The organism is Streptomyces sp. NPDC055243 (assembly GCF_044544025.1).
Taxonomy (GTDB): domain Bacteria; phylum Actinomycetota; class Actinomycetes; order Streptomycetales; family Streptomycetaceae; genus Streptomyces.
In genome coordinates this window covers 444,575-460,483 of the sequence record NZ_JBITWR010000003.1, presented here as the reverse complement: position 1 = coordinate 460,483, position 15,909 = coordinate 444,575, and the positions used below count along the sequence as shown (strand labels likewise).

Below are 15,909 nucleotides of genomic sequence, written 5' to 3'. Positions count from 1 at the left end.
ATGGGTATCGGAATCACGCAGGAACAGCGGGAGTTGGCGGCGGCGGTGCGCGGCTGGATCGCCCGCGCCGTACCGCCCGAGGAGATACGCAAACTGCTCGACGCCCTGCCGGGCTCCGGCGGCAGGCCCGCCCACTGGGACGGCCTCGCCGAACAGGGGCTGCTCGCGGTGCACCTGCCCGAGGAGTACGGCGGCGGGGGCGGCGACCTCGTGGACCTCGCCGTCGCCCTGGAGGAGGCGGGCCGGGCCGCGCTGCCGGGCCCCTACCTGGCGAGCTCCCTGGCCTCGCTCGTGCTGCACCGGGCCGGTGCCCGTGACCTCGCAGCCGACCTGGCGTCCGGGGAGCGGATCGGCGCCGTCGCGCTCGGCGCGGGCACGCTCACCGCGGTGTCCGTGGCGGACGGCTGCGTCCTCGACGGCACGGCGCCGCCCGTGCTCTCCGGCGCGGACGCCGACCTGCTGATCCTGGCCGCCGAGTCCGCGCGCGGAACCGTGTGGCTCGCCGTCGACGCGGCCGAGCTGACCGTGCGTACGCAGGAGGGCGCCGATCCGACGCGGCCCACCGCCGAGGTCACGGCGGACGGGGTGGAGGTCCCGGCCGGGCGGGTGCTCGACGTCGACGCGGCGCTCGTGCGCGACCTGGCGTGTGCCGTGTACGCGGCGGACGCGTGCGGCGTCGCGGCCTGGGCGCTGGAGACCGCCACCGCGTACGCGAAGGTGCGGGAGCAGTTCGGGCGGCCGATCGGGCAGTTCCAGGCGGTCAAGCACACTTGCGCGGACATGCTGGTGCGCCTCGAACAGGCGCGGGCGCTCGCGTGGGACGCGGCGCGCGCGGCGGACGATCCGTCGCCGGAGGTGCGGAGCCTGGTCGGCGCGCTCGCCGCCGGGTCCGCGCTCGACGCCGCGTACTCCTGCGCCAAGGACGCCATCCAGATCCTCGGCGGCATCGGCTTCACCTGGGAGCACGACGCCCATCTCTATCTGCGCAGGTCACTGGTTGCCCGGCAGCTGCTCGGCACCGGCGACGCGCACCGGCTGCGGGCGGTGCGCCTCGCGGAGGGCGGCGCGCGCCGGGAGCTGCGGATGCGGCTGCCGCGGGAGGCGGACGCCTACCGGGAGCGGGCCCGCGAGGCCGTCGCGCAGGCCCGGGGGCTCGACCCGGTGGCCGCCCGCAAGGCACTGGCGCCGACCGGCTATGCCGCCCCGCACCTGCCCGAGCCGTACGGACTCGGCGCGGGCCCCGTCCAACAGCTCGCCGTGCAGCAGGAGTTGGCGGCTGCCGGGGTGCGCGTCAGCGATCTCGGGATCGCCACCTGGGTGGTGCCCTCGCTCATCGCGTACGGGACGAGCGAGCAGCAGGAGCGGTTCCTGGCGCCGACACTCAGGGGCGAGGTGCTGTGGTGCCAGCTGTTCAGCGAGCCCGGCGCGGGCTCGGACCTGGCCGCGCTGCGCACGAGGGCCGAGCGGGTCGAGGACGGCTGGCTGATCAACGGCCAGAAGGTGTGGACGAGCGCGGCGCAGTGGGCGGACCACGGCATCCTCCTCGCCCGCACGGACCCCGACGCCCCCAAGCACAAGGGCCTGACGTACTTCCTCGTCGACATGAAGCGGGCCGAGGGTGTCGACATCCGCCCGCTGAAGGAGATCACCGGGGACTCCCTCTTCAACGAGGTCTACTTCGACGACGTCCTGCTGCCCGCGGACGCGGTCGTCGGCGAGGTGAACGACGGCTGGCGGGTCGCGCGCCACACGCTGGGCAACGAACGCGTCCACATGGCCGACCAGCTGACCTTCGACACCGGCCTGGAGGCGCTCATCGGGCGCGCCGCCGGCCTCGACGGCGCCTGCCGCGCGCGGATCGGCGCGCTCGCCGCCGAGGCGCACGCACTGGCCTGCATCGGCCTGCGGACGACGCTGCGGCAGCTGGCGGGCGCGGAACCGGGGGCCGGGGCCTCCGTCCGCAAGCTCGTGCAGACCCCGCACCAGCAGAAGGTCGCCGAGCTTGCCCTGGAGCTGCTCGGCCCGGCGGGCGCGGTGCGCGAGGGCGCCGGGGAGCGGGCGCTGCACGGCTTCCTGATGTCGCGCTGTCTGACCATCGCGGGCGGGACCACCCAGGTGCAGCTGAACGTCGTCGCCGAACGGCTCCTGGGACTGCCGAGGGACCCCGAGCCCCGCCCCGTCATCTAGCGTCATCTAGGAGGAGCTGGACAGTGAAGGCGTACATAGTCGGCGTCGGCATGACGAAGTTCGAGAAGCCCGAGACGCGGGACTGGCAGTACTGGGACATGGCGAAGGAGGCCGGCACCAAGGCGCTGGACGACGCCGGAATCGCGTACGAGCAGGTGGAGCAGGTCCCGGTCGGGTACTGCTTCCAGGCGTCGACGGCGGGCCAGCGGGCGGTGTACGAACTGGGCCTGACCGGTGTGCCCGTCTACAACGTGAACAACAACTGCGCGACGGCGTCGACCGCGCTGATGATGGCGCGGCAGTTCGTCGAGGGCGGCGTCAACGACTGCGTGCTCGCGCTGGGCTTCGAGAAGATGGCGCGCGGCGCGCTGGGCGGCGGCAGCGACGGCGGCGACTTCAAGACGTCCCCCGTGGCCCGGCACTACGGCGTGATGGCCGCACGGCACGGCTTCGAGATGACCCCGCCCACCGCCCAGATCTTCGGCGACGCGGCGCGCGAGCACATGGAGAAGTACGGCACGACTCAGGCGCAGCTCGCCGCGGTGGGCGCCAAGAACCACCGGCACTCGGTGCACAATCCGTACGCCCAGTTCCAGGACGAGTACACGGTCGACGAGATCCTCGCCGCCAAGACCATCCACCGCCCGCTCACCAAGCTCCAGTGCTCGCCGACCTCGGACGGATCGGCCGCCGCGGTGGTGGTGTCGGAGAGGTTCGTGGAGCGGCACGGGCTTCAGGAGCGCGCCGTGGAGATCGCGGCGCAGGCGATGACGACCGACACGGGGGAGTCCTTCGACTCCGGCTCGTGCATCGACGTCGTGGGGCAGCCGATGTCGAGGGCGGCGGCGCGGCAGGTGTACGAGAGGTCGGGCCTCGGCATCGAGGACGTCGACGTGGTCGAGCTGCACGACTGCTTCTCCGTCAACGAGCTCCTCACGTACGAGGCGCTCGGCATGTGCGCGGCGGGGGAGTCCGGGAAGCTGGTCGAGAGCGGGGCGACGACGTACGGCGGGCGCTGGGTGGTGAACCCCTCCGGCGGCCTGATCTCCAAGGGGCACCCGCTCGGCGCGACCGGCATCGCCCAAGTGGCCGAGCTGACCTGGCAGTTGCGGGGGGACGCCGGGGCGCGGCAGGTGGCGGGGGCGCGGGTGGGACTCGCGCACAACATCGGTCTCGGCGGGGCGGCGGTGGTGACGCTGCTGAGGAAGGGGTGAGGAACGAGTGGGGAAGGGAGGGGGAGGGGACGGGGGCGATGGTCCGAAGACCTAGGTCCCACGGCCGAGGACCTTTGCGTCGAAACCCCGATGCACGGGGCACGCAATCCCTGAGAGCATGCCCGTCATGGTCCAGACGCCCCCTGACACTTACATAGCCGCCCCCTCGCGGAAGTCCGCACCCGTCTGGGCGGTGCTGCTCGCCGCCTGCGCGGGGCAGTTCCTGGTCGTCCTGGACGTGTCGGTGGTGAACACCGCGCTGCCCTCCATGCGGTCCGACCTGGGCATGAGCGCCGTCGGACTGCAATGGGTGGTCAACGCCTACTCGATCGCCTTCGCGGGCTTCATGCTGCTCGGCGGGCGGGCCGGCGACCTCTTCGGCCGCAAGCGGATGTTCCTGGTCGGGCTCGGCCTCTTCACGGTGGCCTCGCTCGCGGGCGGTCTCGCGCAGGCCGAGTGGCAGCTGCTCGTGGCGCGGGCGGTGCAGGGGCTCGGCGCGGCGGTCCTGGCCCCTTCGACCCTGACGATCCTGACCTCGGCGGTGCCCGAGGGGCCCGCCCGGATACGGGCGATCGCGACCTGGTCGGCGGTGGGCGCGGGCGGCGGGGCCGCGGGCGGTCTCGTCGGCGGGGTCCTCACCGACCTGCTCTCCTGGCGCTGGGTGCTCCTGATCAACGTGCCGATCGGCGTCCTCGTCGTCGTCGCGGGCGTCGCCTGGCTCACCGAGAGCCGGGCCGGTGAGGCGCGCCGCCTGGACGTGCCGGGCGCGGTGCTCGTGACGGCGGGGCTCGCGACGCTCGCGTACGGGATCGTGCAGACGGAGGAGAAGGGCTGGACCGCTTCGGCGACCCTGGTGCCGCTGGCCGCGGGGCTCCTGCTGCTCGGCCTGTTCCTCCTGGTCGAGGCGCGTACGAAGGTTCCGCTGATGCCGCTGAAGCTGTTCCGGGTGCGGTCGGTCTCGGCGGCGAACGCGGCGATGTTCGTGTGCGGCGGCGGGATGTTCGCCATGTGGTTCTTCATGACGCTGTACGCGCAGAACGTCCTGGGCTACTCGGCGTTGAAGGCGGGCCTCGCGCTGATCCCCTCGTCCCTGACGATCGTCATCGGCTCGAAGCTGGCGCCGCGGATCATGCGGGTGCTGGGCGCGAAGAACGTGTCCGTGCTCGGGATTCTGGTGGCGGCGGCGGGGTTCGGCTGGCAGTCCCTGATGACCGCCGACGGCGCTTACGTCACCTCGATCATGCTGCCCGGCATCGTGATGATGTTCGGCGCGGGGCTCGCCACGACGCCGCTGGCGTCGCTGGGCACGTCCGGGGCGGAGCCCGGGGACGCGGGGCTCGTCTCCGGTCTCATCAACACGTCGCGGACGATGGGCGGGGCGCTGGGCCTTGCGGTGCTCTCGACGGTTTCCGCCTCGCGGATGGGGGGCTCGACCACGCCGGAGGCGCTGACGGCCGGGTACGCGATGGCGTTCCGCACCAGTGGGTGCATTCTGCTGGTGGGGGTGCTCGTGCTGCTGCTGTGGATGCCGCGGGACGGGCGGGTCAGCTCGTCCCGCGTCTGAGGACGGAGTCGGCGGAGCCGGTGCTGGGCGGTGCTCGAAGCCCGGGGGCAGTCAGAGCCAACCCCGCTGCCGTGCCTCCCGCACCGCCTCCATCCGGTTTCGCGTCCCCGTCTTGCCGATCGCGCCCGAGAGATAGTTCCGCACCGTCGACTCCGACAGGTGCAGTTTTCCCGCGATGTCGCAGACCGCCGCTCCGTCCACCGACGCCCGCAGGACATCCGCCTCCCGCGTCGTCAGCGGGCTCGGGCCCGCGCTCAGGGCGGCCGCCGCAAGGGCCGGGTCGATCACCGTCTCGCCCCGCAGTGCCTGGCGGATCGCCTCCGCCAGGTCCTCCACCGGGCCGTCCTTGACCAGGAAGCCCACCGCGCCCGCCTCCATCGCCCGGCGCAGATAGCCGGGCCTGCCGAACGTCGTGAGGATGAGGACCCGGCACTCGGGGCACTCCTCCCGCAGGTCCGCCGCCGCGTCGAGCCCGCTGCGGCCCGGCAGCTCGATGTCGAGGAGCGCCACGTCGGGGCGGGAGTTCAGCGCCGCGTCCACGATCTCGTCGCCCGCGCCGACCTGCGCGACCACCTCGATGTCCCGCTCCATGCCGAGCAGCAGCGCGAGCGCGCCCCGCATCATGCCCTGATCCTCGGCGAGCAGGACTCTGATCATGGGGTGCGCTCCTCCACAACGGGGCCGGTGCTGAACTCGGTGACCGGCAGCTCCGCCGTGACCCGGAAGCCGCCGCGAGGCGCGGGGCCGGACTCCAGGGAGCCGCCCGCCGCCGCGAGGCGTTCGGCCAGGCCCTTCAGCCCGCTGCCGGGCGCTGTCGAGCCTACGCCGCGGCCGTCGTCGGTGATCAGCAGCCGGGTCCGTTCGGCGGTGCCCGCCACCTCGATCTCGCAGCGGGTAGCCCTGGCGTGGCGTACGACGTTCGTGGCGGACTCCCGGACCACCCAGCCCAGCAGCGCCGCCGTCTGCGGCGCGAGCGGCGGCCCCGACTGGCGTACGACCGCGTCGACGCCCGCTGCGTCCAGGAGATCGCGCGCCCGGTCCAGCTCCGTGGCCAGGCTGCCCTCGCGGTAGCCGGTGACCGCCTCGCGGATCTCGGTCAGGGCCTGGCGGCCGACGGACTCGATGTCGGCCACCTGGCCGAGCGCCGCGTCCAGGTCGCGGGGGGCGAGCCGGCGCGTGGCCTCCGCCTTGACCACGATCACCGAGAGCGTGTGGCCGAGCAGGTCGTGCAGGTCGCGGGAGAAGCGCAGCCGCTCCTTCTCCACCGCGCCGCGGGCCAGCTCCTCGCGCGTGGCGCGCAGCTCCTTCACCGTCTCGGAGAGGGCGAGGATCGCCGCCGTCACCATGACGGAGATGAACGTGCCGTACGCGATGCCCGCCGCGTCCCAGCCGTCCTTCAGCCCGCCGACCACCGCCGCCGCGATGCTCAGGGTGAACCCCGCGGGAGCCAGCTGCCTGCCCCGCAGGACCGAGCCGGTCGCCAGGCCGAGCAGCGGGAAGAACATCAGCCAGCTGTCGCCGTAGCCGATGGCGAGGGCGAAGGTGACCGCGGTCAGCGCGAGCAGCAGACGCCTCGTGACGGCCGCCTCCCGGGCCCTCTTGTCGAAGGCGCGGAACACCACGGCGATGTAGAGGGAGTTGAAGGCCAGCAGGCCAAGCCCGCCGATCCAGGGGTTGCCCGTCTTGCCCTGGAGGATGTTGGAGAAGGAGCCCATGCCCATCAGGAGCCAGGGCAGCATCGCGAAGCCGTTGGGCGGGCCCAGGTCCTGCGGGTTGCTCCGCCCGCACTTCTCCTGCGCCCGCACCTCGGCGAGCTGCGCCCTGCCGCTGCGCGTCCATCCCGCGAGGCGTGTGTGCCTCCGCCAGAAGCCCTTCACCGGCATCGCTTCTCCTGTCGCGCCGGGGCGCATCGTCGGCGTCGTCATGTGGTCCGCGCGGCCCGGCGGTACGAAGGCACAGCGTACGAACTCCTCGTCATGGTTCCGACGGTACGAATCCGGGCCGTGCGGCGGCAGATGTGGATGTACGGACTCGGCCGGTACAAATGTCACACGCTTGATCAGTGGCGTATCTGACGTGACGTCAGGAGCCTTCACAACTTCCGGACGCTCGGCTATACATGGGATCGCCGGACTGGAACGCGTTCTAGAACGGGCTCCTTCCGGCCCTGTTGCGACCTCGGTGCGACCGACGGTGCGGACGGCCGCACCGAGGTCTTCAGACCGGCCAAGGAGCTGCCACCCCATGCCCATCGATGCCGCGAAAGCACTGGCCGCGGAGCCCAGGTCGGCCGAGATCGCCTGGGATCACAAGGACATCCAGCTCTACCACCTGGGCCTTGGCGCGGGCGTCCCCGCCACCGACCCGGACGAGCTGCGCTACACCCTGGAGTCCCGGCTGCACGTCCTGCCCAGCTTCGCGACCGTCGCCGGCGCGGGCATGGGCGTCGTCGGCGGGCTCTCGGCCCCCGGCATCGAGGTGAACCTGGCCGCGGTCCTGCACGGCGGCCAGGGCATCACCCTGCACCGCCCGATCCCGGTCAAGGGCAAGGCCGTCACCACCTCCAAGGTGGCCGCCGTGTACGACAAGGGCAAGGCCGCGATCCTCGTCCTGCGCACCGAAGTGGCCGACGGCGAAGGGCCGCTGTGGACCAGCGACGCCCAGATCTTCGTACGCGGCGAAGGCGGATTCGGCGGCGAACGCGGCCCCTCCACCCGCGTCCCGGCCCCCGAGGGCGAGCCCGAGAGGACCGTCGAGCGCCCCGTCCGCGAGGAGCAGGCGCTGCTCTACCGCCTCTCCGGGGACTGGAACCCGCTGCACGCCGACCCCGAGTTCGCCAAGCTCGCGGGCTTCGACCGGCCGATCCTGCACGGCCTGTGCACCTACGGGATGGTGCTCAAGGCGGTCGTCGACAGCGAGCTGGGCGGTGACGTGTCACGGGTGCGGAGCTACAGCACGCGCTTCACCGGCATCGTCTTCCCCGGGGAGACCCTGCGGATCCGGATGTGGCGCTCCGAGGGCCGGGTCCACGTGGCGGCGACGGCCATCGAGCGGGACGACGCGCCGGTCCTCGCCGACACGATCGTCGAGCACGCCTGAAGCCCCGGACACGCCTGAAGCTTCGTACGAGAGGAGCCGCACCATGCGCGCAGCCGTACTGCACGAGATAGGTCAGGACAAACTCGAGGTCCTCGACGACGTCGAGACGGTGGGCTTCGGCCCCGGCAAGGTGAAGATCCGGGTGCGGGCGACGGGCCTGTGCCACTCCGACGTATCGGCGATGAACGGCGTACTGCCGCAGCCCGCTCCGTTCATCCCCGGCCACGAGGGCGCGGGCGAGATCGTCGACGTCGGCGACGGCGTGACCGGCGTCAGCCAGGGCGACCGGGTCCTGGTCTGCTGGCTGCCCGCCTGCGGCCAGTGTCCGGCGTGCAAGCGCGGCCAGAGCCAGCTGTGCCTGGCCGGGTTCATGAACGCGGGCACCCCCAACTTCAAGCGCCCCGGCGGAGACGTCTTCGGCTTCGCGGGCACGGGCACCTTCACCGAGGAGGTCGTGGTCGACGCGGGCTGCGCCGTGCCGATCCCGGACGACGTGCCCTTCGACATCGCGGCCCTGATCGGCTGCGGAGTGACGACCGGGCTCGGCGCGGCCATCAACACCGCCGACGTCAAGGCCGGTTCGTCCGTCGCCGTCATCGGCTGCGGCGGCGTCGGCATCTCCGCGATCCAGGGCGCGCGGCTCAAGGGCGCGGCGCAGATCATCGCCGTCGACCCGGTGGCGTCGCGGCGCGAGGCCGCGCTGCGGTTCGGCGCGACGGAGGCGGTGGCGCCGGACGGACTCGCCGACGCCAAGCAGCGGGTGACCGCGGGCGAGGGCTTCGACTACGTCTTCGAGGTCGTCGGCAGGTCCGCCACCGCCCGCACCGCGTACGAGACGACCCGGCGCGGCGGCACGCTCGTGATCGTCGGCGCGGGCGCCATGGACGACAACCTCCAGCTGAACATGTTCGAGCTGTTCTTCGACGAGAAGCGGATCCTGCCGTCCATGTACGGCGGCGGCGACGTCCTGCAGTCCTACGAGCGGGCCATCGCGCTGTGGCGCGCGGGCCGGATCGACCTGGAGAGCCTGATCACCCACCGGGTGCCGCTCTCCGAGATCAACGAAGCGCTTGACCAGATGCGTACGGGCGTCGCGCTGCGTACGTGCATCGAGATCTGAGAGGACTTCGATCCCTGATGGCACAGCCATTGCCACGGCCACTGGACGGGTTGGCCGCGATCGTGACAGGAGCGGGCCGGGGCCTGGGGCGCGCGGAAGCCTTGGAACTGGCCCGGCTCGGCGCGAGCGTCGTCGTCAACGACTTCGGCCAGAGCGGCCGCGACGGCTCGGGCGAGGCGTCGGCGACGCCCGCCGAGGAGGTCGCGGCCGAGATCCGGGCGGCGGGCGGGCAGGCGGTCGCGCACCTGGGCGATGTCGCGGACCACGAACAGGCGCGCGGGCTCGTCCAGTTGGCGATCGACACGTACGGCAAGCTCGACATCCTGGTCAACAACGCGGGCATCCTGCGGGACCGGATGATCTTCTCGATGAGCGAGGGCGAGTGGGACTCGGTCATCCACGTCCACCTCAAGGGCCACTTCAACACGACGCACTTCGCGTCCGTGCACTGGCGCGAGCGGTCCAAGGCGGCGGGGGAGCCGGTGTACGGCCGGATCGTCAACACCTCGTCGGAGGCGTTCCTCGCGGGCTCCGCGGGCCAGCCGAACTACGCGGCGGCGAAGGGCGGGATCGTCGGCCTGACGACGTCGAGCGCGCTGGCCCTGGGCAAGTACGGGGTGACGGCGAACGTCATCTGTCCGCGAGCGCGGACGCGAATGACGGAGGACGTCTTCGCGGGCTACCAGGAACCGGGAGCGGGGGAGCTCGACCCGCTCGCTCCCGAGCATGTGGCGCCGCTGGTGGGCTACTTGGCGTCGCCTGCGGCTGCCGGGGTCAACGGTCAGCTGCTGGTGGTGCACGGCGGCATGGTCGCCGTGGTCGAACGCCCCAAGGTGGCGGCGAAGTTCGACACGGCGAAGGACGTCTTCACGTACGAGGAGCTGGACGGGGTGCTTTCGCCTTATTACGCGGGGCGCCCTGCGAGCGAGACGTTCGCGGCGGCGGAGGTGCTGGGGCTGAAGCGGGGATAGTTCCCCAACCCCGCCCCTTTTCGGCCGTCATCACCGGCTTCGCCGAGTTCGTCCTCAAACGCCGGACGGGCTGACAGTTCAGCCCGGCCGGCGTTTGAGGCCATCTTGTACGGGTCCGGGGCGGAGCCCCGATCAGGCCCCTGCGCCGAGCGGGTTTTCGGGAAGGGGCGGGGTTGGGGAAAGAATCAGTTCTCGTTGCCCGGGCGACGGTGCCGCCCCCGCGGCGCCGCATCCCCGTCATGCTCGGCCACAGGCCCCCGATGCCTACCGGCGCCGGAACTGCCCGCCGCCTCCCGCGGCTCGGGATTCCGCTCGGATTCCGTACTGATCTCGGTTCTCATCGACATACTCACCCCGTAAACCGGTAACTCTGTAAAGAAGATCGTTCGATGTAGCCGGGCGAGTCTAACCAACGCCCGTGCGCCCCGTCAGGGGTGCCTGCTGCAACGGAACGGGCCGCGCGGCGACCGGCGCGGGCGCCACCGCCGGAGCCGGAAGCTCCGCCTCCGCGACCCCGCAGGGAACCGCCTCCGTCACATACGGAAGACGCAGCGCCCCCTCCCGCGTCCACCACCCCGAACCCGCCAACCACCCCTCCGGAGCGGCCAGTTGCTGGAGCCGTCGGTCGGTGGGGCGCCACAGGCCGAGCCAGCTGCCCCGCGCCCCGTCGATCCGCAGCGCCACCGCACAGCTCTCCGGCATCAGCGTCTGGCCGGGCTGGATGGCGAACGGCGTCACCGCGAGATCGGGCAGGCGCAGGCACTCGGGGAAACGCACCGGGCGCGTGCCGCCGAGCACCCCCCAGCCGAGCCGGTCGTGGCCCGGCGCGTTCGAGCGGATCAGGAGCAGTCCGCTGTCGGCGTCCGCGAGCAGCAGCCGGTCGTCGCTCTCGTCGGCGATCTGCAGGAGGGGCGACACCTCGCCGCGCCGCTCCAGGTCCACCGCGACCGCCTTGACCCGGCCGCCCAACTCCCGGTCCAGGGCCAGCATCCGGCCGTCCCCGTCCAGCCAGACCCCGCCCGAGCAGACCCCGGGGATCTCGGCGACGTGCTCGGGCCCGAAGGCGCCGCCCGCCACCAGCCACAGGGCCGTCGACCCCGGGCCCACCGCGAGGGCGTACGCGTGGCTGCCCACCGGTGACGGCGGCAGCAGCGTCAGCCGGGACCCCCCGCACTCCACGGCGCCGAGCGGCACTTCACCGGTCTCGGGCCCCGTCGGGTACAGGAGCGAGAACGTGTGCCGTCCGTCGACGACGCGGTGGATCAGGACCCGCCCGTCGGCCATCGGGAGCACCTCGGTGCCGGGCTCCTCCGGCTGGTTGCCGGGCAGCGGCACCGCGTACGGCTCCGGGGAGTCGAGGGTCCAGCGCTCGGGGAACCAGGAATTGCCGTCGTGGGCGAGGCGAGCGGCGTACGCGCCGTTGGCGGTGATCACGGGGGGCGTCGCGGGCGCCGGGCGGGACGTCGGCGCGGTCATGGGCTCGGGCTCAAGCGTGGGCGCTGTCATAGGGGGGTACCTCCGGGCCCCGAAGCTAGTTTTCGCACGCACTGCCGTGGCACCTGTGGCCACCCGCTTCACACAGAAGGGTGGCGATGTACCGATTCGCCTGAGGGGGCGGGGGTGGTTGTGCTGGGTGGGGAGAGCGCGCTTAAAGTAAGGCGAACCTAAGTGGTTGCGGGCCCGCGGAAGCGGCAGCCGCGGCACACCCCCTGGAGCATGGAGCACCGATGTCCCCGTCCGTACGACCCCGCCGCACGCGTGCCACCGCCGCCCTCGCCCTCGCCGTGGCCGGCGCGCTCTCCCTCGCGGCCTGCGGGTCCGGTGACAGCGGCGGCACGTCCGACGACGGCAGCGGCAGCAAGGCCGTCGCCCAGGGCGGCGACGACTTCTCCAAGGCCGCCGAGCAGACCGCGAAGATGGGCACCACCGCCAAGGCGGGCGCGTTCCCGCGCACCATCACGCACGCCCGCGGCAAGACGGAGCTCAAGGCGGAGCCCAAGCGGGTCGTGGTCCTGGACGTCGGCGAGCTCGACAACGTCGTCTCGCTCGGCGTCAAGCCCGTCGGCTACGCCCCCACCGAGGGCGACGACGGCGTACCCGGCTACCTGAAGAAGGACGCGGGCGACCCCAAGGACGTGGGCACGATCAACGCCCTCAACCTGGAGGCCATCGCGAACCTGAAGCCGGACCTGATCCTCGGCAGCGAACTGCGCGCCGCCAAGCTCTACCCGCAGCTCTCCAAGATCGCCCCGACCGTCTTCTCCATCCGCCCCGGCTTCACGTGGAAGGAGAACTACCTCCTGAACGCGGCCGCGCTGGACAAGACCGAGAAGGCGAAGACGGAGCTGGCCGAGTACGAGGAGAAGGCGCGCAGCCTGGGCCGCGAGCTCGGCGATGACAAGCCGACGATCACGATGCTCCGCTACATGCCGGACCGCGTCCGCCTCTACGCCAAGGCGTCCTTCATCGGCACGATCCTCGACGACACCGGCCTGCCCCGCCCCAAGAACCAGCAGATCAACGACCTCGCCACGGAGATCAGCACCGAGAAGATCGACGAGGCCGACGCCGACTGGATCTTCACCGGCGTCTACGGCGACGCGAAGAAGACGGGCCGCACCGAGGCCGAGAAGAACCCCCTGTGGAAGAAGCTCGACGCGGTCAAGAAGGGCCGGGCCAAGGACGTCCCGGACGAGACCTGGTACCTGGGCCTCGGCGTGACGGCGGCCAACGAGGTCCTCGGCGACCTCAAGGGCTTCCTCGTCAAGTAGGGCGCAGCTCGTGGGCGGTCGGTAGCAGTACGTAAGCCATGGCCAGTGGGGCGCAGAGGACAGGTAGCCTTTCCTCTGTGCCCCGTCTGTCTGAAGTCATCGCCGCCCTCGACGCCCTGTGGCCCGCCGAACTCGCCGAGAGCTGGGACGCGGTCGGCACGGTCTGCGGCGACCCCGAGGCGGAGATCTCCCGGGTCCTCTTCGCCGTCGACCCCGTCCAGGACATCGTCGACGAAGCGGTGAAGCTGGGCGCCCAGCTCCTGGTCACGCACCACCCGCTCTATCTGCGCGGCACGACGACGGTCTCGGCCGCCACCTTCAAGGGCCGCGTCGTCCACGACCTGATCAAGAACGACGTCGCGCTGCACGTCGCGCACACGAACGCGGACCGCGCCGACCCCGGCGTCTCCGACGCCCTCGCGGGCGCGCTCGACCTGCGGGTCGTCCGTCCCCTCGTACCGGACCCGGCCGACGCGCACGCCCGCCGCGGCCTCGGCCGTATCTGCGAGCTCGACCACCCCCTGACGCTCCGCGAACTCGCCGCCCGCGCGGCCGAGCGGCTGCCCGCCACCGCGCAGGGCATCCGGGTCGCGGGCGACCCGGAGCAGCTGATCCGCACGGTCGCGGTCAGCGGCGGCTCCGGCGACGGCCTCTTCGACGACGTACGCGCGTCCGGCGTCGACGCCTTCCTCACCGCGGACCTGCGGCACCACCCGGTGTCCGAGGCCCGCGCACAGACTCCGCTCGCGCTGCTCGACGCCGCGCACTGGGCCACCGAGTGGCCGTGGTGCGAGCTGGCCGCCGCGCAGCTCGATCAGATCTCCGACCGTCACGGATGGGGCCTTCGCATCCACGTCTCCAAGACGGTCACCGACCCCTGGACCGCCCACGCGGCCTCGAATACCCACACCACAGGAGCCCCCAACTGAACGCCGCGCCCGCCGACCAGATCCGACTCCTCGACATCCAGGCATTCGACGTACGCCTCCAGCAGCTGGCGCACCGGAAGAAGTCCCTGCCCGAGCACGCCGAGATCGAGTCGCTGAACAAGGACCTCGCGCAGCTGCGCGACCTGCTCGTCGCCTCGACGACCGAGGAGAGCGACTGCTCCCGCGAGCAGACCAAGGCGGAGCAGGACGTCGACCAGGTGCGCCAGCGCGCCAACCGTGACCAGCAGCGCCTGGACTCCGGCGCCGTGACGTCCCCCAAGGACCTGGAGAACCTCCAGCGCGAGATCGCCTCGCTCGCCAAGCGCCAGGGCGACCTGGAGGACGTGGTCCTCGAGGTCATGGAGCGCCGCGAGTCCGCCCAGGAGCGGGTCTCCGAGCTGACGGAACGTGTCTCCTCGGTCCAGTCGAAGATCGACGACGCCACGGCCCGCCGTGACGCGGCCTCCGAGGAGATCGACGGCGAGGCCGCCACGGTCACCAAGGAGCGCGAGGTCGTGGCGGGTTCGATCCCGGCCGACCTGCTCAAGCTCTACGACAAGCTCCGGGTCAAGGAGGGCGGCGTCGGCGCGGCCAGGCTCTACCAGCGGCGCTGCGAGGGCTGCCGCATCGAGCTGGACATCACCGGCGTCAACGAGGTGAAGGCGGCGTCCCCCGACACGGTCGTGCGGTGCGAGAACTGCAGCCGCATCCTGGTCCGCACCTCCGAGTCGGGTCTGTAAGCGCCCGTGGCCGTGCGGGAGTTCATCGTCGAGGCCGACGGCGGGTCGCGGGGCAACCCGGGGCCCGCGGGCTACGGCTCGGTCGTCATCGACGCGACCACGGGGGAGACCCTGCGGGAGGTCGCGCAGTACATCGGCGTCGCGACGAACAACGTCGCCGAGTACAAGGGGCTGGTGGCCGGTCTGAAGGCGGCGCACGAACTCGACCCGGCCGCCTCGGTCCACGTCCGCATGGACTCCAAGCTCGTCGTCGAGCAGATGTCGGGCCGCTGGAAGATCAAGCACCCGGACATGAAGCCGCTCGCCGCCGAGGCCGCGCGGATCTACCCGTCGTCCCAGGTGACGTACGAGTGGATCCCGCGCGAGAAGAACAAGCACGCGGACCGTCTCGCCAACGAGGCGATGGACGCGGGCAAGCGGGGCGAGCGGTGGTCGGCGTCGGATTCGACGGCGGAGCTGGACGCGGGCGCCTCGCGGGCGGGCGCGGACGTGCGCTCCGACCCGCCGGGTGACGCCGCCGCGGGTGCGGCCAAGGCGCGGGCGGCGCTGGCCGAACGCCGGGAGTCCGACCCCCTGGCGCTGGCCGACGCGGGCGCCGATGTGCGCGCCGCTGAGAACGTGGCGGCGCAGGCCCCGTCCGTCGGCTGGGCGGCACCGGCCGATCTGGGTGCCCCCGCGACCTTCGTCCTGCTGCGGCACGGCGAGACGGCGCTGACCCCCCAGAAGCGGTTCTCCGGCAGCGGCGGGACCGATCCGTCGCTCTCCGACGTGGGGCGGGGCCAGGCCGAGCGCGCGGCGGCGGCGTTCGCCGCGCGGGGCACGATCCAGGCGATCGTCTCCTCGCCGCTGAAGCGCTGCCAGGAGACCGCGCAGGCCGTCGCGGCCCGCCTCGGTCTCGACGTACGCATCGAGGACGGGCTGCGCGAGACGGACTTCGGGGCCTGGGAGGGCCTCACCTTCGGCGAGGTGCGCGAGCGCCGGCCGGATGAGCTGAACGCATGGCTGGCCTCGCCCGACGCCGCGCCGCCGGGCGGCGAGTCCTTCGCCGCGGTGGCTCAGCGGGTGTCGGCGGCCCGGGAGCGTCTCGTCGCCGAGTACGCGGGCCGCACGGTCCTGCTCGTCACGCACGTCACGCCGATCAAGACGCTGGTGCGCCTTGCGCTGGGCGCGCCGCCGGAGTCCCTGTTCCGGATGGAGCTCTCGGCGGCGTCCGTCTCGGCGGTGGCGTACTACGGGGACGGGAACGCGTCGGTGCGGCTGCTGAACGACACGTCGCACCTGCGGTAGGGCTTGGCGGGGTTCGCGGCGTGCAGT

At 72.3% G+C, this 15,909-nt stretch carries 13 protein-coding genes; 10 read left to right on the top strand and 3 right to left on the bottom strand.

Translation table 11 applies throughout. The features are described 5' to 3' along the window. The 3 genes from ACIGXX_RS11890 (at window position 1) to ACIGXX_RS11880 (ending at window position 4,965) form a co-directional block, all read left to right on the top strand. Window positions 1-2,187 carry an acyl-CoA dehydrogenase gene (locus ACIGXX_RS11890; RefSeq protein WP_399974951.1) on the top strand — a complete coding sequence of 729 codons (2,187 nt, stop codon included), beginning with the start codon at window positions 1-3 and terminating at the stop codon, window positions 2,185-2,187. A gap of 23 nt (window positions 2,188-2,210) precedes the next feature. Beyond that, window positions 2,211-3,401, top strand: a complete 1,191-nt coding sequence (locus tag ACIGXX_RS11885) for a lipid-transfer protein (protein ID WP_351159859.1) — start codon at window positions 2,211-2,213, stop codon at window positions 3,399-3,401. 127 nt (window positions 3,402-3,528) lie between these two features. After that, entirely contained in the window at window positions 3,529-4,965 is a 1,437-nt protein-coding gene (locus ACIGXX_RS11880) for an MFS transporter (RefSeq protein WP_366462105.1), read from the top strand. 51 nt (window positions 4,966-5,016) lie between these two features. Here ACIGXX_RS11880 and ACIGXX_RS11875 read toward each other — a convergent pair whose 3' ends face one another. Together ACIGXX_RS11875 and ACIGXX_RS11870 are read right to left on the bottom strand one after the other, a co-directional pair. Continuing rightward, entirely contained in the window at window positions 5,017-5,622 is a 606-nt protein-coding gene (locus ACIGXX_RS11875) for a response regulator (protein WP_399974947.1), read from the bottom strand. Then, entirely contained in the window at window positions 5,619-6,848 is a 1,230-nt protein-coding gene (locus ACIGXX_RS11870; RefSeq protein WP_399975219.1) for a sensor histidine kinase, read from the bottom strand. Before ACIGXX_RS11870 ends, ACIGXX_RS11875 begins: the two co-directional genes overlap by 4 nt. A gap of 361 nt (window positions 6,849-7,209) precedes the next feature. On the opposite strand from ACIGXX_RS11870, the gene ACIGXX_RS11865 reads away from it, so the two are divergent. Genes ACIGXX_RS11865 through ACIGXX_RS11855 form a run of 3 tightly spaced genes read left to right on the top strand, consistent with a single transcriptional unit; the run spans window position 7,210 to window position 10,155 of the window. Further along, complete coding sequence (locus ACIGXX_RS11865) at window positions 7,210-8,064, top strand: MaoC/PaaZ C-terminal domain-containing protein (protein ID WP_383818479.1); 855 nt, start codon at window positions 7,210-7,212, stop codon at window positions 8,062-8,064. A gap of 43 nt (window positions 8,065-8,107) precedes the next feature. Further along, window positions 8,108-9,184: a Zn-dependent alcohol dehydrogenase gene (locus ACIGXX_RS11860; protein WP_351159846.1), complete on the top strand. Its 1,077-nt coding sequence runs from the start codon at window positions 8,108-8,110 to the stop codon at window positions 9,182-9,184. Window positions 9,185-9,201: 17 nt separating this feature from the next. Continuing rightward, a complete protein-coding gene (locus ACIGXX_RS11855) occupies window positions 9,202-10,155 on the top strand; it encodes a 3-oxoacyl-ACP reductase (RefSeq protein WP_351159844.1) in 954 nt (317 codons plus the stop codon). Window positions 10,156-10,560: 405 nt separating this feature from the next. On the opposite strand, the gene ACIGXX_RS11850 is transcribed toward ACIGXX_RS11855, so the two are convergent. After that, complete coding sequence (locus ACIGXX_RS11850; protein WP_351159842.1) at window positions 10,561-11,661, bottom strand: hypothetical protein; 1,101 nt, start codon at window positions 11,659-11,661, stop codon at window positions 10,561-10,563. 221 nt (window positions 11,662-11,882) lie between these two features. Here ACIGXX_RS11850 and ACIGXX_RS11845 point away from each other — a divergent pair, with 221 nt between their 5' ends. The 4 genes from ACIGXX_RS11845 (at window position 11,883) to ACIGXX_RS11830 (ending at window position 15,882) form a co-directional block, all read left to right on the top strand. Then, window positions 11,883-12,926, top strand: coding sequence for an ABC transporter substrate-binding protein (locus tag ACIGXX_RS11845; protein ID WP_399974941.1), 1,044 nt, complete (start codon window positions 11,883-11,885; stop codon window positions 12,924-12,926). A gap of 77 nt (window positions 12,927-13,003) precedes the next feature. Continuing rightward, window positions 13,004-13,855, top strand: a complete 852-nt coding sequence (locus ACIGXX_RS11840; protein WP_399974938.1) for a Nif3-like dinuclear metal center hexameric protein — start codon at window positions 13,004-13,006, stop codon at window positions 13,853-13,855. Continuing rightward, window positions 13,852-14,595 (top strand): C4-type zinc ribbon domain-containing protein, encoded by a 744-nt coding sequence (locus ACIGXX_RS11835; RefSeq protein WP_351160675.1) that lies wholly within the window; start codon window positions 13,852-13,854, stop codon window positions 14,593-14,595. The genes ACIGXX_RS11840 and ACIGXX_RS11835 overlap by 4 nt, the downstream gene beginning before the upstream one ends. 12 nt (window positions 14,596-14,607) lie before the next feature. Then, complete coding sequence (locus ACIGXX_RS11830; RefSeq protein ID WP_361462953.1) at window positions 14,608-15,882, top strand: bifunctional RNase H/acid phosphatase; 1,275 nt, start codon at window positions 14,608-14,610, stop codon at window positions 15,880-15,882. The last annotated feature ends 27 nt before the right edge of the window (window positions 15,883-15,909 follow it).